This is a genomic window from uncultured Phascolarctobacterium sp. (assembly GCF_958349595.1).
Lineage (GTDB): Bacteria > Bacillota > Negativicutes > Acidaminococcales > Acidaminococcaceae > Phascolarctobacterium.
In genome coordinates, this window is sequence record NZ_CATWDQ010000016.1 from 34,306 (window position 1) to 56,178 (window position 21,873).

General features: G+C 42.7%; 16 protein-coding genes and 1 riboswitch. Of the genes, 15 read left to right on the top strand and 1 reads right to left on the bottom strand.

Going from position 1 to position 21,873, the window contains the following annotated elements; genetic code table 11:
• Window positions 1–151: 151 nt before the first annotated feature.
• A riboswitch (cobalamin riboswitch) is annotated at window positions 152–332 on the top strand.
• 427 nt (window positions 333–759) lie between these two features.
• From Q4G98_RS10325 to Q4G98_RS10340, 4 genes are all read left to right on the top strand, one after another.
• On the top strand, window positions 760–3,273 hold the full coding sequence (locus Q4G98_RS10325; RefSeq protein WP_367949983.1) for a TonB-dependent receptor plug domain-containing protein: 2,514 nt from the start codon (window positions 760–762) through the stop codon (window positions 3,271–3,273).
• Window positions 3,274–3,390: 117 nt separating this feature from the next.
• Window positions 3,391–4,632, top strand: a complete 1,242-nt coding sequence (locus Q4G98_RS10330; protein ID WP_298564758.1) for a hypothetical protein — start codon at window positions 3,391–3,393, stop codon at window positions 4,630–4,632.
• A 158-nt stretch (window positions 4,633–4,790) separates the two neighbouring features.
• Window positions 4,791–5,330, top strand: coding sequence for a hypothetical protein (locus Q4G98_RS10335; RefSeq protein WP_298564759.1), 540 nt, complete (start codon window positions 4,791–4,793; stop codon window positions 5,328–5,330).
• A 179-nt stretch (window positions 5,331–5,509) separates the two neighbouring features.
• On the top strand, window positions 5,510–6,301 hold the full coding sequence (locus Q4G98_RS10340) for a hypothetical protein (RefSeq protein WP_298564761.1): 792 nt from the start codon (window positions 5,510–5,512) through the stop codon (window positions 6,299–6,301).
• 110 nt (window positions 6,302–6,411) lie between these two features.
• On the opposite strand, the gene Q4G98_RS10345 is transcribed toward Q4G98_RS10340, so the two are convergent.
• On the bottom strand, window positions 6,412–7,101 hold the full coding sequence (locus tag Q4G98_RS10345; RefSeq protein ID WP_298564762.1) for a hypothetical protein: 690 nt from the start codon (window positions 7,099–7,101) through the stop codon (window positions 6,412–6,414).
• Between the two features lie 266 nt (window positions 7,102–7,367).
• Between Q4G98_RS10345 and Q4G98_RS10350 the strand changes: the two genes are divergently transcribed.
• From Q4G98_RS10350 to Q4G98_RS10400, 11 genes are all read left to right on the top strand, one after another.
• Window positions 7,368–9,221 carry a TonB-dependent siderophore receptor gene (locus tag Q4G98_RS10350; RefSeq protein ID WP_293660803.1) on the top strand — a complete coding sequence of 618 codons (1,854 nt, stop codon included), beginning with the start codon at window positions 7,368–7,370 and terminating at the stop codon, window positions 9,219–9,221.
• A 40-nt stretch (window positions 9,222–9,261) separates the two neighbouring features.
• Window positions 9,262–10,182, top strand: a complete 921-nt coding sequence (locus Q4G98_RS10355) for an ABC transporter substrate-binding protein (protein WP_298564764.1) — start codon at window positions 9,262–9,264, stop codon at window positions 10,180–10,182.
• Window positions 10,183–10,410: 228 nt separating this feature from the next.
• Window positions 10,411–11,298 (top strand): substrate-binding domain-containing protein, encoded by an 888-nt coding sequence (locus Q4G98_RS10360; protein ID WP_298564765.1) that lies wholly within the window; start codon window positions 10,411–10,413, stop codon window positions 11,296–11,298.
• 71 nt (window positions 11,299–11,369) lie between these two features.
• Entirely contained in the window at window positions 11,370–12,224 is an 855-nt protein-coding gene (pstC, locus tag Q4G98_RS10365; RefSeq protein WP_293547800.1) for a phosphate ABC transporter permease subunit PstC, read from the top strand.
• The gene (pstA, locus tag Q4G98_RS10370) at window positions 12,221–13,087 is read left to right on the top strand and encodes a phosphate ABC transporter permease PstA (RefSeq protein ID WP_301961967.1); all 867 of its coding nucleotides are present in this window, start codon (window positions 12,221–12,223) and stop codon (window positions 13,085–13,087) included. Before pstC ends, pstA begins: the two co-directional genes overlap by 4 nt.
• A gap of 1 nt (window position 13,088) precedes the next feature.
• Window positions 13,089–13,841: a phosphate ABC transporter ATP-binding protein PstB gene (pstB, locus tag Q4G98_RS10375; RefSeq protein WP_301961968.1), complete on the top strand. Its 753-nt coding sequence runs from the start codon at window positions 13,089–13,091 to the stop codon at window positions 13,839–13,841.
• Window positions 13,841–14,521: a phosphate signaling complex protein PhoU gene (phoU, locus tag Q4G98_RS10380; protein ID WP_298564770.1), complete on the top strand. Its 681-nt coding sequence runs from the start codon at window positions 13,841–13,843 to the stop codon at window positions 14,519–14,521. Before pstB ends, phoU begins: the two co-directional genes overlap by 1 nt.
• On the top strand, window positions 14,493–15,173 hold the full coding sequence (locus Q4G98_RS10385; protein ID WP_177561554.1) for a winged helix-turn-helix domain-containing protein: 681 nt from the start codon (window positions 14,493–14,495) through the stop codon (window positions 15,171–15,173). Before phoU ends, Q4G98_RS10385 begins: the two co-directional genes overlap by 29 nt.
• Window positions 15,163–16,824, top strand: coding sequence for a cell wall metabolism sensor histidine kinase WalK (locus Q4G98_RS10390; RefSeq protein WP_298564772.1), 1,662 nt, complete (start codon window positions 15,163–15,165; stop codon window positions 16,822–16,824). Before Q4G98_RS10385 ends, Q4G98_RS10390 begins: the two co-directional genes overlap by 11 nt.
• Before the next feature lie 186 nt (window positions 16,825–17,010).
• Window positions 17,011–19,776: a transporter substrate-binding domain-containing protein gene (locus tag Q4G98_RS10395; RefSeq protein ID WP_298564774.1), complete on the top strand. Its 2,766-nt coding sequence runs from the start codon at window positions 17,011–17,013 to the stop codon at window positions 19,774–19,776.
• Between the two features lie 54 nt (window positions 19,777–19,830).
• Window positions 19,831–21,771, top strand: coding sequence for a TonB-dependent receptor (locus Q4G98_RS10400; protein WP_298564776.1), 1,941 nt, complete (start codon window positions 19,831–19,833; stop codon window positions 21,769–21,771).
• Window positions 21,772–21,873: the final 102 nt, after the last annotated feature.

Sequence of the window (21,873 nt, forward strand, 5' to 3'; positions counted from 1 at the left end):
GCCTGAATGTCGATCCCGTCGGTAAAATGGTTGAGAATTTACAGTTTGTACTACGAGAGATGGTAAAGCTGGTTTGGTATCTTGTTTAAGATACTATCAGACAGTTTTATCGTTCTACGATAAAACTGCTTTTTTATTTTGTAGTAAAAATTATATATTGTTGGAATCAGGTACATTGTTGGTCTGTCAATAATGTTTAACAGGGAAGTCCGGTGTGAATCCGGCGCTGTCACGCAACTGTATTAGGGAGCTTCAGCATTGCAGTCCTTTCACTAAGGGATGCTGGAGTAATGATCTTGAGTCAGAGTGCTGACTGGTTCTATCTTTTGAACAGCCTGCGTAGACAGACTGGGAGAAAATTTTGCAGAGATATTTAAGTTTGGCGTTTTGCCAGACAAATATTTCTGCGGACGCTATGATTATGCGCTGAAACCAGCAGCGCGGAAATTTTAGTATTTTCGACCAGAAAAGCGGAGCAGGCTGTTTGGTAAAAACAAACGCTGCACTTTCACCGTAGGGACTGGTTGAAAATGCAGCGTTATTTTTTAACAAAGAGTGGGAGGATGGATTTGTATGAGGAAAGAAAGAAGAGGACTGCGGCAAGCAGCCATAACGGCTGGTATTTTAACTGCTATGGGCGTTTGCACATTAGGGGGGGACGTGAGACCTCTGTGGGCGGCAGAAGCAACTGAAAACGCAGTGGAACCAGCAGTGACGCAGGATGTCCAAGCTGCGGCAGATGAAACTGAAAACGATGGTATGTCTTTTGATCTGGAGGGCGTAACTGTTGAGGCGAAGCGGCCTGATTGGGAAGCTAAGCTATCACCTGGTACGGTAACGGTTATTCGCCCCGATGACTACAAAGGCGAGCAGAAAGACCTGCCGGACTTTTTAAAAATGGTTCCCGGCGTACATGTACGCGAGGTAAACGGTAAAGGTCAGTATACAACAGTCAGCGTACGTGGTTCTACTGCGGCGCAGGTCGGTGTTTTTGTCGACGGCGTGCTGTTTAATCTGGGCGGCGACGCGGCGGCAGATATTTCTACTATTCCTGTACATAATGTAGAACGGATCGAGGTCTACCGCGGTTACATACCGGCGCGCTTTGGCGGTACCTTTATGGGCGGCGTTATCAATATCGTTACCAAACGGCCTACTAAAGCTAACGTGCAGGCCAGCTTCGGCAAAAGCTCCTTTGGCGGCTACAAGGGTAATTTACAAATCGATGCTCCATTGGGTGGCGGCGCTTTGATGGTCGGTATCAACCGTGACCAAAGTGACGGCGATTTTAAATATAAAAATTTTGCTAATGATGCAAGATATCAACAGGAATTGAAAAGATTAAATACAGCAATATATGGTGATCCTAATAACGCAACTATTGGCGGAAGAATGGGTATATTATATGTCAATAAAGTTATTGAGGAATATACAGATGGAGGATCAGGTGGGGCAATAAAAAATTATCTTTCTATGGATCAGTGCATGGATATCTTGAATAGTGACCTATCTGAAATGAGAGACAAACTTAATCATATTAGAGACGACCTGTATGAATATTGTCCTGATGAGTATAAGAGTACGTGGAATGATGATTTTCAGACAAGTGTTGCTAATAAATTTGAGCGAGTTGTGGCATATAAGGATGTAGTTAAAACATATGAAAGCCCTGAACGCTGGCGTAAGGCTAATGATTATAAAAATACAGATGTTATCGTAAAATGGCAGGATGACCACTGGCTGGCCAAAGCTACCTGGAAACAGATCAAACGGCATTTGCCGTTTCCCTATAATAGTAATTATGCCAGCCTGGCAGGTATAGATACAGATGGGCCCACTCACGACTTAGTTGGCGGAGGAATTCCGGGATCTAATTTTTTTGAAAGCCCGCTTAATATCTATGTGCACCGTAATCAAAAACTGACGGCAAAGGAAGCCTTGCTGGGGCGGCGCGATACGGTTGGCAATTTAGAGTGGGGCTGGAGCTTAAATTATTTGAAGCAGAATAAAGATTATTATGTTGATAACTGGCAATGGATAGAAAAAAATTCCGGAGCGATGTTAAATTCATATGCTGCCAATAGCCTGTGGAGCAAGTATGACAGCCGCCGCCTGGGGGGGAAGATAGACGGCAGCTATAAAGCCGGCGATCGGCATCTGATCGAATTTCTGGTAGACGCCTCTAAAGAAAAAATGGATATTGACGGCTGGCGGATGCATGATTTTGAAAATTCCAGCGAAGATACCCGCGGCAGATGGCGTAACTACTATGAGCAGGAGATCATTAATGCGCAGATTCAGGATACGATTACATTAAATAAAAAAGGTGATTTTTATCTGACGCCCAGCGTTCGTTATAATCGTTCTAAGATTTTAGGGCGCAGCGACCGTTATGACGAAAAGAATGATCCGCAAAATGTAAAATGGTTCCATCAACAGGATGAGCAAACTGATGATAAAGTGACCTGGCAGCTGGCGTTGAAAAAGCAGTTTAACGACCACTTTACGCTGCGGGCGACAGGCGGTACTTACTACCGGCTGCTCAATATGTACGAGATCGCTGGTGACGGCGCCGGAATTTGGCCTATGCCGAACGTAGGCGGCACTGACAGCGTGTTCCCTATGCCGGAAGAAGGCAAACAGTGGGATGTAAGTGCTATTTGGGACGGCAAGGCATTGGGAGCCGACACGGCTAAATTCCAGCTGACTTATTTTGGCCGTGATTCTGAAAACCTACTGCAGTTGATGAGTCGGAATTTCTTCTTTTTCTACACTAACGCTGCCAAAGCAAAAGTCAATGGCTTGGAAATACAGGCAGACATGTCTTGGCAGAAATGGGATGTTAATTTACAAGCGACCTATACTAAACCTAAAGACGTGTTCTATGATATGACTAAACTGCCTGGTTATGACTCCAATACCATTGCTGGAAGCTTGACCTACCAGCCCCAATGGGAAGGCACAGCGCGCCTGACCTATCGGCCCGATACTAACTGGAGTTTATTTACGCAGCTGCGGTATGTGGACTGGATGGTTACAGACCCGATACCGTTAGCTACTGGCGCTGTACAGCGCCAGTCCTCGCTGACGACTATGGATGTGGGCGTAAAATATAAGTTTAATAAATCCTTGCAGTTGGCAGTGGGCTGTAATGATGTCTTGAATAAAGCTAATGATATGTATTTAAGTATGGCTGGTACCGGCGAGCTAAGAAATATCCAATACCCGATTCAGGGGCGCACTTATTATGCGACTCTGCAATATACTTACTAAAATAACAGGCGGCAGTATGCCTGGGAGGTGAGGCCAATGATTTAATCGAGGTTTTATAAAAAGAGAGCAGTAAATATTATTACAAAAATATTTTTAAATTAAAGGAGCGTGTAAAAAATGAGTGAAAATTTATTCGCCTATACAGCTACAAATTCTGGTTATTCCCAAGGTACTGCAGGTGCGATCAACGGTGATAGGGCTGCGGCTGCCACTGCTTTAACGGCTGTAAAAAACAAAATTACAGGGCTGAATGGTGATCCGGCTTTCTTTAATTATTTTGATAGAAACAGCAGCCGTCTGGTGCTGCGCCAATATAATTATACTTCTACCTCTGAACCTAATCAGATCATTGACCCGCAGGCTGCTACCTGGTCTTCTTTGGTTACTCCTATAGTTTGGTCTGGTGTTGCCAATTTGCATGGTGTTGCTACCAGCGGTAAATGGCTTTTGGGTACCGGCTATGATCTGTCCAAAATCGCTGTTGTCAATATGGACACCAATTACGAACAAACTCACGAATATGCTTTCCCGGCAGATTTCCCGACCTTTGCCAATCCTTATACCGATGGCGTTTTCCACGGCGAGGCATTGACTGTAGTTGGCAGTAAATTGTATGCTTTGTTCTATGTCAATAAAGGCAGTGGTTATGCTACTTATTACGACAGTGTTGTGGCAAGATTTGCTATTAGCGCAAGAGGAACATTAACTTATGATAATGCTTATGTAACAGTCGGTAAAAATTCCTTTACACTTGATTTATATGATAATAAGCTGTATGTCTGCTCGCTGGGCGGTATGCAAAATGCAGGCAGCGGCAATGCTGATACCAATCTGTGCATCGTTGACTTGGCAAACTTTACACAAACTGGTGTAACTACAGTCAATATCACAAACCCGACTCAAAAAGGCGACTTCCGTGACATTTCTATTCTGGATGATAATAATGTTTATATTTTCGCAGGTCATTATGACAGTGGTTTTGCGAATCTGGTAGGCAGCGTTTATTACACCACTTTGGCTAATATTACTACTCCGGCTAACTGGACAGAAGTCGTAGCAATTAATGACCCTGGTTATTTGTGGGGCATCCATGCTGACGGCAGCCGCTTGTGGCTTGTTAAAGGTACTCCGATCGCTGTTTATGACGGAACTCCCACTACGGCAGTAACAGCAAGCAGAACCTTTAGCATTACCGAAATGAGCGATTATACTGGTGGTAACCTCAACTCTGCCTGCTTCATCGCTCCGTCTATTCCTGCCACCCGCGGTCTGAATCTGGCTGTTGCTTCCAAGTCTTTGGCATCCCATATTCGCTTGGCCAAAGAAGCCCGCGAACTGGCTGAAAAAGCAAAGAAATAATGAACCCTATATAAATTAAAAGTTGATTTTCTGACAAGCGTGTCTGCATTGCCTGCTTTTGGCGGGTAATGCGGCAGCTTGTTATATTTGCTTAGTGCAGTATTATTAGTGCACTAAGCAAATATATATTAAATAAAGTATGAGTGGAGTGGATAGTGATGTATAGATTTTTTACAGTGGTATTATTAAGTTGTTCTTTACTGCTTCCGGCTTATGCTGCCGAAAAGCAGGAAGAGATACCTGCCGACCCATGGGCTTTTGAGCTTTCTGTGCAGCCTAAAAAGACTGAGGCAGAACTGGAGGCAGAACGTTGGACCCTGCTGATGAGCAGCGAGACCGGAAATTATTTGTTTGAGTATGACAGTATCACTCCTGTCGAAGACGCAGAGGGAAATAAAAGCAAAAATGAAAAACAGGTTTTGATGCGTACTGTTTTTAAAGATATTAAAGTTTTAGAACAGTTGAATAAAAACTATGCGGCTAAGCTGGAAACAGGTGAAAAAGCAGCTTATTGCGATATGCTGCTTGTTTTTGACCTGCGCAAACAGCTTTATAAAACTGTGCAGACTAAGGTTTATACTGGGGAAGGCAGAATTATTGATGAACGCAGCGGCGCGGGTATATGGAAAAAAGTCCCCGGACAGAGTTTTGCCGATACTTTGTTGAAATTTTTGTTGAAAAATGATAAACATAACTAGAATAAGGAGCGGTGAGAAGCGTATGAAGATCATTGCGGCAATTATTTTCAGTTTAAGTATTTTAATGGCAGTGCAGGGCTTCGCTGCCGAGGAAAGCGGCATATGATGGTACTTTTGCTGATTATTTTTATCATGCGGGTAATTGTGGCACCTGTAAAAATGCAAGCATGGTTTATTTTATGAGCGAGGTGGCGCCGGATGTTTTGAACAGGGACGTTAAGCAGTATGGCGGCAGTGTTCGTAATTTGTTGCAGGGTAACGATTGGTTGCGCGAGAAGAATTTTGAAATTGGTGAGGAGTCTGAAAAGGCTGTATTTGACGAGATGGTACAGAATATTTTTGTACAGGAGTGTTCTGTTGTGTGCAGGCAGATCAGAAGTCGGTTTTTGTATATGCACGAGCATCAGAAAACGGTTTTAAGAAAAGACAGATGCATTGGAAAATTGGAAGATATATCCAGACAGCGTGAAAGAACAGCGGCTGTTTTACGGGAGAAAGATCAACAACTTGTAAAATTGGAGCGGCAGTTGTTCAAACAATCTAAATTGCTGGCATCTCTGCAGGACGAACTGAAGCTTAAAAATAAACTGTTAGATGACATCAAAACTGAGTATAGATATATGAAGGAGTGCATAAACAGTGAAAACAATGATATGGAATTGCCTGCGACCGTAGAGTATCTTGATACGAAAACTGTTGCTGCGTTGCGGGTTGCCGTTATCGGAGGTCGCGATGACTGGCAGAACCGTTTGAAGCAAAAGTATCCTGATTTTATTTTTATCGGGGTAAAAGAAGTAAATTATGATGTGAACGTGCTTGATAAGGCTGATGTAATAGTGTTTAACTGGACATATGTCGGGCATAGTGTGTATAGTAAACAAAAAGACTATCTTGGAAAATTTTCCAAACCGCTGGTTTATACCCGCGGCAATGAGGAGATATTGTTGCGTGAGTTGGCGCGTTACGTATAACGGACACAGCATCTTTATTTTTAAGATTGCTGTGTCCTTTATAATATATGAATTTCATTTTTTATAATCAAGAAGGTGTTTATGGCAGGGGTATACATAGTATATACCTGCTAATTTTTCTTTATAATAGGAATTTCTATTTTGGATATGAAATTACTATGTGAATCTGATGTCCAGTAATTTTTAAATGTTTTTATAAAAATGGTATTACTTAAATTAAGATCAAGCGCTGCACAGAAGTCTGTTATTTGTGGTTGGGCGTAGTTTAAAGCATCATGAAAGTTATGATTTACAAAAATTTGAAGATATAAATCATAATTTTTTGTGTAATTATAGTTATTTTCATTAGTCTTACAGAAAACCTGGTAAAAGTCGGGCTTTTTATCAAGACAGGAAAGGGTAAATATAAATCCTGTTAAATCGTATTCTTTGATGCCATTATTGTCTGTTGCTGAACTTAACAGTTCAGCTGCAATTAAAAAACGTTCTTTTTGTGATTTGCTTAAGGTGATTTGGTCGCTGACTAAAAAGTATTCTTTTTCCTGATATGACAGGGTAATTTCATTTAGTTTTCTTGAATTGTATGTTTCTATTAAATTTATTTTACTTTGAATAGCATCACATAGTTTATTTATGATAGCTTTTTGCTTGGTCAGAGTATTTAATTGTTTATGCAATAGTTCTAATATGTTATTTGTGTCTCTATTATCAAGAAAAGTAATTATATCTTTTAAATGAAAGCCCATTTTTTTTAAATCCAGAATGATACCTAAAATAAAATATTGTTTGAGAGAATACATTCTATAGCCATTGTTATCAATAAAGGCTGGTTTAAGGATATTTTTTTATCATAAAAAATTAGTGTTTGTTTAGATATTTTATGTAGTTCAGCTAATTCTTTTGCAAAGAAGTAATTGTCTTTTATTGACATTTAATAATTCCTCCTATTGACTTTATAGTAACTATAAGGTGTATTATTCATTATGATATCACAAATTACCAAATAATTCGATAAAATAATATAGTTTTTGTTTGTGTATTATAACTATAAAGAAGGGAAGTTAAAATGATGAAAAAATTTTCAGGAAATGTACTTGTTTTAGCTGCTGTTTTCAGTATGATTCATCAGGGAATGTTGTTTGCAGAGGAGTTGAATACATATAATTTGGACGAGGTACTTGTTACCGAATCGAGGCTTGAAAAAGAAAAAGAAATGAATACTCCGGCTGCTACTGAAATATTTACCAAGGAAGATATAAAAAATTATAATGGCAGTAATGTGCAGGAGATATTAGAATATGCTACAGGAGCAATTGCCGCCCAGCCAACAGGTGTTGGGTCTACTTTTGGTATGCGCGGATTAACTGGTGCGAGCAGAAATCCAACTATTTTAATTGACGGCGTACCTTTAAATATGCAGGGATTTGGTAATTTAGATGCAATCCCGGTCAATGCTGTGGAAAGGATTGAAATCATAAGAGGCACCGGCGCTGTTTTATACGGTACTGATACGCTGACGGGCGTTATAAATATCATTACGAAAAAATCGCAGCAGGTTTCTATGAGTGCAGGTTATGGCAGCAGAGGCAAACGATTGGCTTCCTTAAATGCAAATGGTGATAAATTTGGTGTTTCATATAGCCATGACAGGGTTGCTGAACGTAATTGGTATACTTCTTCAAAAACTTCTAAGGGGAGGTGGATGGAAAAAAACAGTGCGCTGTTAAAATATACGCCTAATGATAATTTTGCTTTCCGATATTTAATTACAGATAATCAGAATACTTATGATAAATTTCAAAAATCTAAACCTAATGGTAACAATGATACTACAATTGCTTTCCATGATTTGAACATGGTATACAGGAATAAGGGAATTAATATCACACTGTTTGGGCAGCAGAGAAAGTATGAGAATGATTATTATAATAATTCCGGGACTTTAGTTCCTAAAAGTTCTTTGCGCAGGAAAAGTTATAACTATGGAGCAGATACCAGATATAATTTTAAAACCGGTAAGTATGATATAACAACTGGGTTGGAAATAGCTTTAGAAGCTGATTCACATGGTAATGTTAAAGGGACTTCTTTTGATTTGGATATGATTAAACGGCATAGGAAGGCCATATATTTTCAAGTCGTCAATGATGTAAATGATAAAACACAGTTTTCTTTCGGCGGCAGAGAAGTGATGTATGACAAGATGAAGAATGAATTTTTACCATCTTTCCAGATTTTGCATAAACTTAGTAAAAAGGATTCACTGTTTTTTAATGTCAATAAATCATTCAGAATACCAACGATAGGAGATCAGTACTCGGACAGTGATGCCGTAATTTTTAACGATGATCTTGGACCGGAAATTGGCTGGAACTATGAAATCGGCTGGAAAAAGTTGCTTTCGGACAGGGAAATGTTAAAATTATCTTTATACCATTTGGATATCGATAATCGTATTTATACTCAAAAAATCGATGATGATCACAGCATGGTCGTGAATGCCAATAAATTTAAGAATACAGGTGTTGAGTTATCATATGAGGGACAGTTAAATGAGCAGTGGAAATTAAAAACTGCGGTGGCATTCTCTGATCCAAAGCAGAATAATAAGCCGGGAGATGCTTTTCAAAGATGTGACGATAAATTGCTTATAAACAGTGTTTTGACTTATAAAACAGGTAAGATTACAAGTAATCTTTTGCATCAGTACGCCGCCATGCGCTATAATGCTTTCAATCCTCAGTCTGGCAAAGGTATTAAGCAATATTTGAGTTTTAATACTACTTATAAGTTTGATAAAGAAAACAGTGTGAAGTTTGCCGTTAATAATCTTTTAAACAGAACTGAAGAAATGGCCGCTTCCAGAGGTACGTTGCTGCCTTGTAGAGATTGGTTTATTTCTTATGAAAGAAATTTCTAAAAAATATATTTATTTTGTGAATCTAAACAGAGGAAAATGTATGCAAAAAGCGTTATTGGTATTAATTTTACTATTTTCATGGTTTGTTTCGGGCTGCAGCGAAGAGCGCAGTAATGTATCTGGAGAAGCAGGCATTTATTCAATAATGGATGCACGCGGGAAAATAGTTGCTTTTCACAAGCCGCCACAAAGAATAGTCTGCCTTAATTATAGCGCCTGTGAGATATTAACGGAATTAATCCCGTTGTCTGATGTAATCGCGACTGATAAATGGGCGCATGAAGAGGATCTGTCAAATTGTACGGAAGTAATAAAAGACATACCTGTTTGTGAAGATAATGTTGAGAGTATCTTGGCCTTTAAACCGGATCTGGTTATTTTGGCAAGTGGCAGAGGGACAGTCTTGGGGGAACTGTTGGATACGATAGATGTGAAAAATTGTATTTTACAGCAGCCTGAGAATATTTATAAGATACCAGATTATATTAAATTATTGGGAAAACTGGTAGATAATGAAGCTGCAGCGGAAAAAATGGCTGCAAAAGTTTCAGGGTATCTGAAGGCTGAGCGGGATACTCCGCGGATATCTGGAGTATTATTGCTGCATCCTAATGGAGGAACAGGTCATAAAGGGTCTATGAGTAATAGTGTTTTTGAAACTTGTAATATTGAAAATTTAGCTGCTCGGTATGAAAATTTTGCTGGAAATTATCTGGGAAAGGAGCAAATTGTAGCATTAAATCCGGAAAGACTTATAGTTTTGGATTGGTCGTTTGGTGGTCAGCATAAAAGTGCGGCAACAAGAAAAAAAGAAGTTTTGGAAGATCCGGGTTATCAGAGTATTGATGCTGTCAAAAATGGCAGAGTGATAATCCTGCCTATGAAGTATTTTAATTGTAATACACAATATGTAATAAACAATATGGAAAAGTTAAAAAAAGAACTTGCAAAAACTGTTTGACTAAGATGCCTGCTGAAGGCTGTTCTTTTTTCAATTTTGTTAAGAACAAATTTACGGTCACCGCCCGGGATAAGAGCTTTGAGGACGGAGTGACCGTATTTTGTTTTAACTTTACAAACTTTACATTGATTTTACAAAACCATGCTAACGGATTTTACTTTACTGGGCTATGCTATAGACATAGTCAGAAAACTACAAACAAATCATAAAATTTTGGAGGCTATAGTGATGAAAATGAACAAAAAAGTAGCAGGTATTTTATTAGCAGCAATGAGCACGATGATTTTTACAGGCTGCGGCAGCAGTGAACCTGAGAAAAAGGCTGATACTGCGGCAGTCGGCAGCAAGATCGTCGTTATCTCCCGTGAGGATGGCAGCGGTACCCGTGGCGCTTTCATAGAACTGTTTGGCATCGAAAAGAAAGATGCTAACGGCAAAAAAATCGATCATACTACTGACAATGCTGCGATCACTAATAATACTTCTGTTATGATGACCACTGTTGCCGGTAATAAAGACGCTATCGGCTACATTTCTCTGGGTTCTTTGAACGACACGGTCAAAGCACTGAAAATAGACGGTGCTGAGGCCAGTGCTGCCAACGTCAAGAGCGGTGCTTATAAAATCGCCCGTCCCTTCAATATCTGCACTAAAAACGGCTTAAGCGAAGTTGCTCAGGATTTTGTGACCTTCATCATGTCGAAAGAAGGCCAGGAAGTAGTTGCCAAAGCCGGCTGCATCGGTGACGAGAAAGCCGCTCCTTATAAAGGGACCAAACCGGCAGGTAAGGTTGTCGTTGCGGGTTCTTCTTCTGTAACTCCGGCAATGGAAAAACTGAAAGAAGCTTACTTGAAAATCAATCCTGCGGCTAACATCGAAATTCAGACCAGTGATTCCACTACAGGCGTCAAATCTGCGATCAGCGGTATCTGCGACATTGGCATGGCGTCCCGCGAGCTGAAAAAGAGCGAACTGGACCAGGGCTTGAAAGCTACAGTCATTGCTACTGATGGTATCGCGGTTATCGTCAATAAAGACAACAAGGTCAGCGATTTGAAGAAAGAACAGGTCGAAGCGATCTTTACCGGCAATACTACCGAATGGAACAAACTGTAAGCTGATAAAAATCATATCTGAAACATCAACGGCTGCCTTTCGGGGCAGCCGACTGTATAATGCGAGGACATATGGAGAAACGCAAAGAAGAGATAATGAAATTTGTTTTTCTGCTGGCGGCGTGCGTATCTATCGCCATGGTGGCGATGATCTGTCTGTTTTTATTCGCCAACGGCCTGCCGACTATCGGTAAGATCGGGATAGCAGACTTTTTCCTGGGTGAAAGATGGCGTCCGGCTAATGATATTTACGGCATCCTGCCGATGATCTTGGGCAGTTTATACGTTACTTTGGGGGCTATCGTTGTGGGTGTGCCGGTGGGTATACTGACGGCGATCTTTATGGCGCGTTTCTGCCCCGGGAAAATATATAACGTGCTGAAGCCTGCTGTAGAGTTGTTAGCGGGTATTCCTTCCGTAGTTTACGGTTTTTTTGGCCTGGTAGTAATGGTACCGCTGATCCGCGAACATGTAGGCGGAACCGGCAGCAGTATGCTGACTGCTTCACTGCTTTTGGGTATGATGATCCTGCCGACACTGATCAGTGTGGCCGAGGCTGCCTTGCGGGCAGTGCCCAACAGTTATTACGAAGGGGCTCTGGCTTTGGGGGCAGGCCATGTCCGCAGCGTATTTTTTACGATCGTGCCGGCTGCTAAGTCGGGTATCATGGCGGCGATTATTCTGGGGATGGGCCGTGCTGTCGGCGAAACGATGGCGGTGATCATGGTTGCCGGTAACCAGGCCCGGATGCCGATAGGCCTTTTGGAAGGCGTGCGCACGATGACGACGAATATCGTTATTGAAATGGGTTATGCTGCCGATCTGCACCGTGATGCCCTGATCGCTACGGCAGTAGTACTGTTTATTTTCATCATGATCATTAATCTGACGTTTTCGTACTTGAAAGGTAAGGTGGTGCAGCAATGACAGGGTTGAAAGCACAGCTTAACCGCAGGTTGTATGAGTGTGGTCGTGATCCGCTGTCGCTGTTTTTGCTGGGCTGCGTGGTGGCTGCGGCGCTGACGACTTTTCTGGTACTGAGTTTTTTACTGGGCTATATTTTGTGGCAGGGGCTGCCTAATATCGAAGCCAGCCTCTTTGCCTTGCATTATAATTCCGAGAACGTTTCGCTGTTTCCTGCTTTAATAGATACAGTTCTGATGGTGCTGCTGGCTTTGGCTATCGCAACGCCGCTGGGTATTTTTGCAGCCGTGTATCTGGTGGAATATGCCAGCCGCGGTAACAAACTGGTGGGAGTAGTGCGGGTGACTGCCGATACTTTGGCGGGTATCCCTTCCATCGTTTACGGCTTGTTCGGTATGCTGTTTTTCGTCACTTATTTAAAATGGGGGTATTCGCTGCTGGCCGGTGCCTGTACTGTTGCGATCATGATCCTTCCCCTCATCATGCGCACAACGGAAGAAGCTTTGAAGGCTATCCCGGACAGTTACCGTGAGGGAAGCTATGGTTTGGGCGCGGGCAAGCTGCGTACTGTTTTCGCCGTAGTCCTGCCTTCTGCTGTCCCCGGGATTTTAGCAGGCGTTATCCTTGCTATCGGCAGGATCGTGGGCGAAACGGCAGCGCTTATCTATACATCCGGCACGGTGGCGGCGCTGCCAGATGGAGTGCTGTCATCGGGCCGAACTCTGGCGGTGCATATGTATGTGCTGGCCAGCGAGGGCCTGTATATGAAGCAGGCTTATGCGACAGCCGTCATTCTGGTTGTGATCGTTATTGCGATCAATGCTTTATCGAACCGGCTGGCCAAACAATTGATGAAGGGAAAATAATATGGACGCAAAAATAGCTATTGAAAATTTAGACCTGTATTACAGCGAGTTCCAGGCGCTGAAAAATATCAATATGCGGATCCCGGAAAAGGAGATCACTGTTTTTATCGGGCCGTCCGGCTGCGGCAAGTCGACGCTGCTGAAATCTTTGAACAGGATGAACGATCTGATCGAAGGCTGCCGTATTACCGGTAAGGTATTACTGGACAATGACGATATTTACGCTAACGACGATGTGAACCTGCTGCGTAAACGTGTCGGGATGGTTTTTCAAAAGCCGAATCCGTTTCCCATGAGTGTTTATGACAATATTGCTTTCGGACCGCGTACACATGGCGTAAAAGGCAAAGCCAAGCTTGACGATATGGTAGAGGAAGCTTTGCGTAAGGCGGCGATCTGGGATGAGGTCAAGGACAGGCTTGATAAAAGTGCTTTGGGCTTTTCCGGTGGTCAGCAGCAGCGGCTCTGTATTGCCCGTGCTTTGGCAGTGCAGCCGGAAGTCCTGCTGATGGACGAACCGACCTCGGCGCTGGACCCGATCTCGACCCTCAAGATCGAAGATCTGGCTATGGAGTTGAAACAAAACTATACTATCGTCATTGTTACTCACAATATGCAGCAGGCGGTGCGTATTTCTGATAAAACAGCCTTCTTCCTTTTGGGTGAGGTGATCGAGTTCAACGATACTGATACTTTGTTTGCCAATCCGCAGGAGAAAAAGACTGAAGATTATATTACGGGGAGGTTTGGCTGATGGTAAGAAGCAGATTTGCGGCGCAGATGGAGCTTTTGAACACGGAACTGATCGTCATGGGCACTTTATGCGAGAATGCTTTGGAGCATGTAATGCAGGCTTTGCAGGAGGATAACGATGCTCTGAACAGAGAAATTGTTATTTTAGGCAAACGCACAGAGGAAAAAGAGCGTGAAGTAGAGAATATTTGTATAAATCTGCTTTTAAAACAGCAGCCGGTTGCTTCTGATCTGCGTCAGATTTCAGCGGCGCTGAAAATGATCACGGACCTGAGCCGTATCGGCGAGCAGGCGGGCAATATTGCTGAAATTTTAGGCAAGGCCGAGTTTGGCCGTGACTACGACACAACGCTGCTGCAGCAAATGGCGACGGCGGCGAAAAAAATGGTCAGCACCAGTCTGGACGCTTTCGTAAAAGGCGACCTGCGGCTGGCACAGCAGGTGGAACGTGACGACGACATTGTTGACGAATTGTTCAGCAAAGCAAAAAAAGAATTGATCCAGGTCATACGCAGCACTCAGGATAGCGGTGAGCAGGCTATCGATTATCTGATGATCGCCAAGTATTTTGAAAAAATCGGCGACCATGCGGTCAATATTTCCCAGTGGGTGCTGTTTATGATCACAGGAGCACATGAGGAGGATACTGTGCATGATCTTTTGCGTGGAGGACGATCCTAATATTCGTGAACTGGAAGTTTATACATTGCAGTCCGTCGGTTTTAAAGCATTGGGCGTCGGCAGCGGTGAAGAGTTGTTTAAAGCACTGGAATGTGCTAAGCCGACTTTGATCCTGCTGGATATCATGCTGCCAGGAGATGATGGCATAACGCTGTTGAAGCAGCTGCGCAGTGATAAACGTACAGCCCAGGTGCCGGTCATCATGGCTACCGCCAAGGGCTCCGAGTTCGACAAGGTACACGGACTGGATAACGGTGCTGATGATTATATCGCCAAACCCTTTGGCATGATGGAAATGGTGTCGCGGGTGAAGGCCGTATTGCGCCGCTATAAGCAGGATGACAAGCAGGGCAGGCTTACTGCCGGCGAACTGGTGATGGAAATTGATAAACACCGCGTGTTGGTTGGCGGGCAGGAAGTTATACTGACTTTTAAAGAATTCGAGCTTTTGCATAAACTGCTGGAACGCCCGGGGCAGGTGTTTACGCGCGAACAGCTTTTAACTGACATTTGGGGTTATGATTTTGCCGGTGAGACGCGTACTGTCGATGTGCATGTACGCACGCTGCGTCTGAAGCTGGGCAAGGCGGGCTCGTTGATCGAGACAGTACGCGGCGTCGGTTATCGTATAGGAGCTGGCTATGAGAAATAAAATTTTCAGCGGACTGCTGTGGTTATCGACAGCGGCTGTGATCATTGCTTCCGTGTTGATCGCCGTGATCATGTATCAGGGGTCGATGACAACGATGCAGCATGATTTGAGGCAGGAAGCTGCTTTTATCAAAATAGGTATGGAGCAGGGCGAAAAAAGTTATTTACAGGCTTTACAGGCTGAAGGAAATAAGGTGACACGGGTTACTTTGGTCGCGCCTGACGGCAAAGTCCAGTATGATAATTATGTGCCTGCCGAAAAAATGCTCAATCACAAAGACCGGGAAGAAGTACAGTCAGCGCTGACTGACGGCGTTGGTTGGGCAGAACGTATGAGCGACACCCTGTCGGAAAAAACTTTTTATTATGCGCTGCGATTGGAAAACGGTGATGTGCTGCGTGTTGCCCGAACTACTGATTCTGTTTTTGCGACAGTGGCAGGCAGTATTCCTTATATGATAGCAGTAGTGCTGCTTGTGGCTTTTGTTGCCATGCTTTTAGCCCGCCGGATAACTAATAAAATGGTTTTGCCGCTGGAACAGGTCGATTTGGAGCATCCTCTGGAAAATGATACTTACGATGAATTGGCGCCTTTTTTAACACGGATCTCTCAACAGCAAAAACAGGTTTCAGAAGGATTGCAGCAGCTGCGTCAAAAGCAAAACGAACTGACAGCAATTACTCAGAGCATGAATGAAGGGCTGATCCTTTTGAATGACAGACAGAATATTTTGTCTATCAACGACAGTGCGGCCAGATTATTTGGTTTGCAGGGCAACGAAGTGGCTGGTAAAAATATTCTGACCTTGGAACGGGGACAGGAAGTGCAGGAACTGCTGCAGAAGGTTGCCGCTGCCGGCAGCGGTGAAAGTCTTTATCAGAAGGATGGACGTTATTATCAGCTTTGCGGCAGCAGTGTTGGCGGCAAGGGCAGTGTACTGCTGATTTTTGATGTTACGGAAAAACGTGCGGCAGAAACATTGCGGCGGGAATTTTCAGCGAATGTTTCCCACGAATTGAAAACGCCGCTGCAGTCGATTCTGGGGTACGCCGAGATCATGAAAAACGGCCTGGTCCAGGAAGGTGACAAGCAACGTTTTCTGGAAAAAATCTACAGCGAAGCTGGGCACCTGATTGGCTTGATCGATAATATTATGAAATTGTCGCGCCTGGACGAAGCTGCCGGAGATATGAAAAATCTGGAAATGGTCGAGCTGAAAAAACTGGCTGAAAATACGGCTCAGCGTCTGCAGGCTCAGGCAGCCGGAAAAAATATCACTGTCAGTGTCAGCGGCTGTGAAGCTGAGGTAGAGGGTGTACCGGCGATTTTGGGCGAGGTCGTCTACAATCTGATCGACAATGGGATCAAGTATAATCGTGATGGCGGCCGCGTCGATGTAACGGTGGCAGTTGTTCCGGGAGAGGCTGTGCTGACCTTTAAGGATACCGGCTGTGGTATCGGCAGCGCGGATAAGGAACGTGTTTTTGAACGTTTCTATCGGGTCGATAAGAGCCATTTTAAAGAAACTGGCGGCACTGGTCTTGGCCTTTCGATCGTCAAGCATGGTATTTTATTCCATCAGGGACGTATCGAATTGGAGAGTGAGCTGGAACAGGGGACGACTATAAAAATCTTTTTACCAAGAAAATAAGTAAAATACCATTCACTGTAGTGCGCAGATGAATGGTATTTTTTTGTCTTCCTAAAGCTGATTATATAATAAAATTCTGTTTCATTGCTTAAAACGTATAATTTTGATAAAATTAATATAAATATATAATGAAAACAACTAATAAATTTATATTAAAACAATAAAAACAAAGGAAGCATTATTCTGATGAAATGGCTTAAAAACAGCTTGAAAATATTGGCGATGATAATAACGATTTTAGCCTGTGTATCTGCATCAGCGTCGGAAACACAGGCTAAACAGGTTGTTCGCGTTGCTTTTCCAGAATCCAAAGGACTGTGTGAAACTTATGCCGATGGAACGCGTGGTGGCGCAGTTTATGAATGGCTGCTGGAAATAGCTAAATATACAAATTGGGAATATGAATTTGTTGAAGATGATTTGATGGAAGCGATCCGGGGGATTTCTGCAGGCAAATATGATTTGATGGGAGCTATTTTAAAAATTCCCGGTTTTGGTGAGAATCTTTATTATCCTGATTATCTGATCGGTTTCAACAACAGTTTATTGATTTACAATAAAGATGATTATAGTATCAAGAGTTTTGATGTAAAAAGCATCGACGGTAAAACGATTGGCGTTTTTAAAAATGCTGCGGCCAAGTTGAAACGTCTGCATAATGTACTTGATTTTAACAATGTAGCATGTAAATTTAAATATTACAATGAGACCGATGATTTTGAACAGGCTTTGAATAAGCATGAAGTGGACTTGCTTTTGGTAAACGATACTTATAAAAACGTAAGTGATTACAATGTAGCACTGCGCTTTGACGCAGAACCGTGTTATATTGTAGCCCAAAAAGCTGATCCTGTTATCTGTGCCCAGCTTAATGATGCTATCAAAAAAATTTATGAGGCTAATCCAAATTTCGGGGAGACAAGTTTTAGAAAGTATTTCCCGGTCAATTATCATAATGCCGCCAATATTTCACAGGAAGAACTTGACTTTATCAAACGCAGTCAGCCGTTTAAGGTTGCTGTGATAGAAGATAATTATCCTTTTTATTTTCGGGAAGGTAAAAAGTCTGTTGGCATTGTTCCCGATATTCTGTCCTTGATTTCGGCCCAGACGGGAGCAAAATTTGAATATGTAACGGCTGCCTCTTATAAAGATTCCATTGAAATGGTCAAGACAGGCAAGGCTGATGTTTTAGGCTATTTTGCTAATGAGGATAATGCTGTTGGTGCAGAAGGCATAGATATTACTAAGAATTATATGACACTGAATTCGACCGTGATGCGTAATAAGTATACTGCTTTTTATGATAACAGAAGTGTTGCTGCAGTTATCAATGGCAGTACGGCTTCCCGCAATATCAAGCATGGCTCGGTAGTATATTTTGATACTTATGAAGAATGCCTGAAAGCAGTGGATGAGGGTAAAGCTGATTATACCAGGCTGCCTGTAGCTGTTTTAGAGCATTTGTATATGAGAGATTATTATACAAATATAACGCCGGTGGTAGACAGTCCTAAAGTATATCTGGCATTGGGCGTCAATGCTGATAGAGATACGCAGCTGTATTCCATATTGACTAAAGGGCTGGTAAACCTGACTGATGAACAAACTTCAAAGATTCTCTCTAATAATACTTTGATGTCAGGGAAAAAGGAGATGTCTTTTAGGGCGTTGGTTTATTCGAACCCGGTTACGTTTTCTTTGATCATAATTGTCTTTATTATACTGGCAGCTACGCTTGTTTTTATGTATTTCTGGTTTAAAATGAAAAATCAGGTTATTTACTTTAAGATGAAGCGGGTCGAGAACCTGAGTAAGGTGCGGTCGGAATTTCTTTCCAGGATGTCTCATGAGATCAGGACGCCGCTTAATGCTATTATTGGACTGGCCAATCTGATGCGGCTTTCCGGAGACGGGGATCCCGTTACGCAGAAAAATATTTCGAAAATAGATTCATCTGCTAAATTTTTGCTGTCGATAGTTAATGATATTCTGGATATGTCAAAAATTGAAAGCGGTAAGATCCAGCTTGAAAGCAGGCCGTTTTCTGTGGAAAACCTGCTTGAACAGCTGCGCAATATTTTTCAGGTTATGGCCGAGGAAAGGAATATCAACTTACAGTTTAAAGGCTATTTTACACATAAAAATTTTGTCGGCGATGAATTACGTTTGAAACAGATCTTGATCAATTTGCTGTCTAATGCTCATAAATTTACAGAAACAAAAGGTGAAATTACTGTTACTGTTTTGGAAAGCGCTGTTTCGGAAAATAGCTCAGCGTTGCGGTTCAGTGTTTGTGATACTGGCATCGGAATACCGGAAGCAGATCTGGAACGCATTTTTGGGTCCTTTGAACAGGTTTTCAGAAAAAGTCGCAGTAATCAGCAGGGGACAGGTCTGGGATTGGCGATCAGCCGCAACCTGGTAGAATTGATGGGTGGTATTTTAAGTGTGCGCAGCGAAGTTGCCAAAGGCTCGGAATTCTTTTTTACTATTGAACTGCCTGTTTATCAAGGGCAGCTTGAGGAGAGTTTAAAAAATAATGAAGTGGCCGGCGTGTATCATGCATTACAGGGTAAAAATGTTTTGTTGGCAGAGGATAATGACCTGAATGCCGAGATTGCTGCAACAATGCTGGAAATGCAGGGCGTAAAGGTAGAGCGTGTCGTTAACGGTCAGCAGGCTGTCGACAGGTTCAAGGAAACATTACCAGGTACCTATGATCTGATTCTGATGGATCTGCAGATGCCGATCAAGGACGGTTTAGAGGCAGCTGTAGAGATAAGAGCGCTGGAGAGAGCGGATGCACGAGGAATACCGATTATTGCTATGACTGCCAATACGATGCAGGAAGATCGGGAAAAAGCATTGTCGGCAGGCATGAATTGTTTTATTCCCAAGCCTTTTGATGTAGAACAGCTATATCAAAGTATAGAAAAATTTTTAAACTAGCTGAGTACTGTTTTTTTGCGTAATAAAAGAAGCGTGTATTGGGGAGAGGTTGCTGTGAAGCAAAAATATCTGAATGTCTTTGCTTTAACGGGTTTATGTTTGCTGACCTGGACAATAGAGACTGCGGCTGCTGAGGAAGCCGCAGAATTTTATTTGGAGCCGATGATAGTTACAGCGACACGTTATGAAACAAACGAAATCAAGCCTGGTTATTATAAAATTGGTGAGCAGCAGCTAAAAGCAGGTAATTATGATAATGCTTTGGACGTTGTGCAGGAATTGCCTGGTATCACTATTATGGGACAGGGCGTCAGCGGCGGCAGGAATGCTTACAGTAATATCCTGCTGAATGGTTCTGACCGTTATATTGTGGTGGTAGATGGTATTCGCGCCAACTGGAACGGCAGCAGCTACAATGATTTTGATTTTAGTGTGCTGCCAGCTGAAATGCTGGCGAGCGTGGAAGTACTGCCGGCGTCTGCCGGTGCTATATACGGTAATGCGGCGAAGGGCGGTGTGATCAGGATCACTACCAAAAAAGCTGCTGAGGGCGTTAAGACCAGTATCAATCTGGAAACCGGCAGCTATGGACGTGAACGCGAAAATATTCTGCAGCTTGGCAAAAGCGGTGACTGGAGCTGGTTGGTGGCTGCACAGAAAAGTATTACAGGTGACTACAGCAGCGCCAGACACAGCATACCTTCATATGATAATACCGAAAATGCCGACGTTAAGGTAACGAAATCCTGGGGGGATGCTGCCGAGCTTACTTTGAGCTACAGTGCTTTCAGCGGCAGATATATGTCGAAGATCTTTAACTATAAAAATATTGAAACAGATACAACTAAACCGGCAAATTTAGTTAAGAATATTTTTATGGTCAATGCCCGTAAAACTGAAAATAATATCAGCCTGGAATTTAATCGAAAAATTTCTGACAGCGAAAATAATGTTCTGGGGATTTATCGACGTGGCAGTAATGCTGTCTATGATGAAGGGTCTAACGTTCCTAACCCCTGGTTGATCGAATTGCGCACGCAGGGATTTTTTGACCGGTATACTAAGCAGTGGCATCCTAAAAATACTTTGACCGGCGGTATTGAATATTATCAGGATCTGGTGCTGGATTATCAGGACCTTACTTCAAATTATAATGACAGAACTATGATCAGCAAGGCTGTTTATCTGCAGAATGAGTGGCGGCTGGACGACAGGCTCAAAGCAACAGGCAGACTGCGGCAGGACTGGAATTCTTCTGCCGGTAAGAAATTGTCACCTGCGGTTGCTGTAGAATATAACCCTTCTGATAAACTGTTGTATACATTAGCGTATACTGAATATTTTGCACCGCCGAAACAGTTGCAGGTATTTTCGCCTAAAAATGGTAACGAGGGACTGAAACCGGAAGAAGGTAAAGTCTACGAATTTGGGGCTTCTTATAAGCCGGAGTATTCACTGACTCTGAAAGCCAGTATTTTTCACCGTGATGCTGCTAATGTTATCGCAGTAGATCGTACTGTAGATCCACGACGCTACGCTAATGTTGCTCGTGAGAAAGCCACTGGCTTTACGCTTTCTGCCGATAAACGTTTTTCAGAGCAGTGGCGGGCTTCAGTAGCCTATACGCAGACGAAGGTAGAGACAGAACGCAGCAAAAATATGCCTCAGGTCAGTACGATGATCCCGCATGGTGAATTACAGTTTAATCTGCTTTATGACAGAGCGCCTTACAGCGTTTTACTGCAGGGACGAGGTGTGTTTGACCAGGCCAACGGCCGCGGCGAGAACCTTTTTTCCAATAATACTTACTGGGTCTGGAATGCTTCTGTAAACTATAAATTGAATAAGCAGGCGAAGCTGTATGTGAAGGTCAATAATATTTTCAACCAGTTTTATTCCAGCTGGGATAATGATACAGGTGGTTTTTTGGGGGTTGAAGAATGGTATGCCGAACCGGGGCGCAATTATCAGATTGGCATCAATTATACCTTTTGAGTGCAGTTATTGTGCTAAACATAAATGAAACACCATACGTTTTTAGAGTGAAGTGGTATAAAGATGGTAGACACAAAAGTGTCTACCATCTTTTTGTGTTAA

Coding starts and splice junctions, on each gene's coding strand:
- Q4G98_RS10325 (WP_367949983.1), top strand. CDS start 760: ATGTCTTTTGATCTGGAGGGCGTAACTGTTGAGGCGAAGCGGCCTGAT.
- Q4G98_RS10330 (WP_298564758.1), top strand. CDS start 3,391: ATGAGTGAAAATTTATTCGCCTATACAGCTACAAATTCTGGTTATTCC.
- Q4G98_RS10335 (WP_298564759.1), top strand. CDS start 4,791: ATGTATAGATTTTTTACAGTGGTATTATTAAGTTGTTCTTTACTGCTT.
- Q4G98_RS10340 (WP_298564761.1), top strand. CDS start 5,510: ATGAGCGAGGTGGCGCCGGATGTTTTGAACAGGGACGTTAAGCAGTAT.
- Q4G98_RS10345 (WP_298564762.1), bottom strand. CDS start 7,101: ATGTATTCTCTCAAACAATATTTTATTTTAGGTATCATTCTGGATTTA.
- Q4G98_RS10350 (WP_293660803.1), top strand. CDS start 7,368: ATGATGAAAAAATTTTCAGGAAATGTACTTGTTTTAGCTGCTGTTTTC.
- Q4G98_RS10355 (WP_298564764.1), top strand. CDS start 9,262: ATGCAAAAAGCGTTATTGGTATTAATTTTACTATTTTCATGGTTTGTT.
- Q4G98_RS10360 (WP_298564765.1), top strand. CDS start 10,411: ATGAAAATGAACAAAAAAGTAGCAGGTATTTTATTAGCAGCAATGAGC.
- pstC (WP_293547800.1), top strand. CDS start 11,370: ATGGAGAAACGCAAAGAAGAGATAATGAAATTTGTTTTTCTGCTGGCG.
- pstA (WP_301961967.1), top strand. CDS start 12,221: ATGACAGGGTTGAAAGCACAGCTTAACCGCAGGTTGTATGAGTGTGGT.
- pstB (WP_301961968.1), top strand. CDS start 13,089: ATGGACGCAAAAATAGCTATTGAAAATTTAGACCTGTATTACAGCGAG.
- phoU (WP_298564770.1), top strand. CDS start 13,841: ATGGTAAGAAGCAGATTTGCGGCGCAGATGGAGCTTTTGAACACGGAA.
- Q4G98_RS10385 (WP_177561554.1), top strand. CDS start 14,493: ATGATCTTTTGCGTGGAGGACGATCCTAATATTCGTGAACTGGAAGTT.
- Q4G98_RS10390 (WP_298564772.1), top strand. CDS start 15,163: ATGAGAAATAAAATTTTCAGCGGACTGCTGTGGTTATCGACAGCGGCT.
- Q4G98_RS10395 (WP_298564774.1), top strand. CDS start 17,011: ATGAAATGGCTTAAAAACAGCTTGAAAATATTGGCGATGATAATAACG.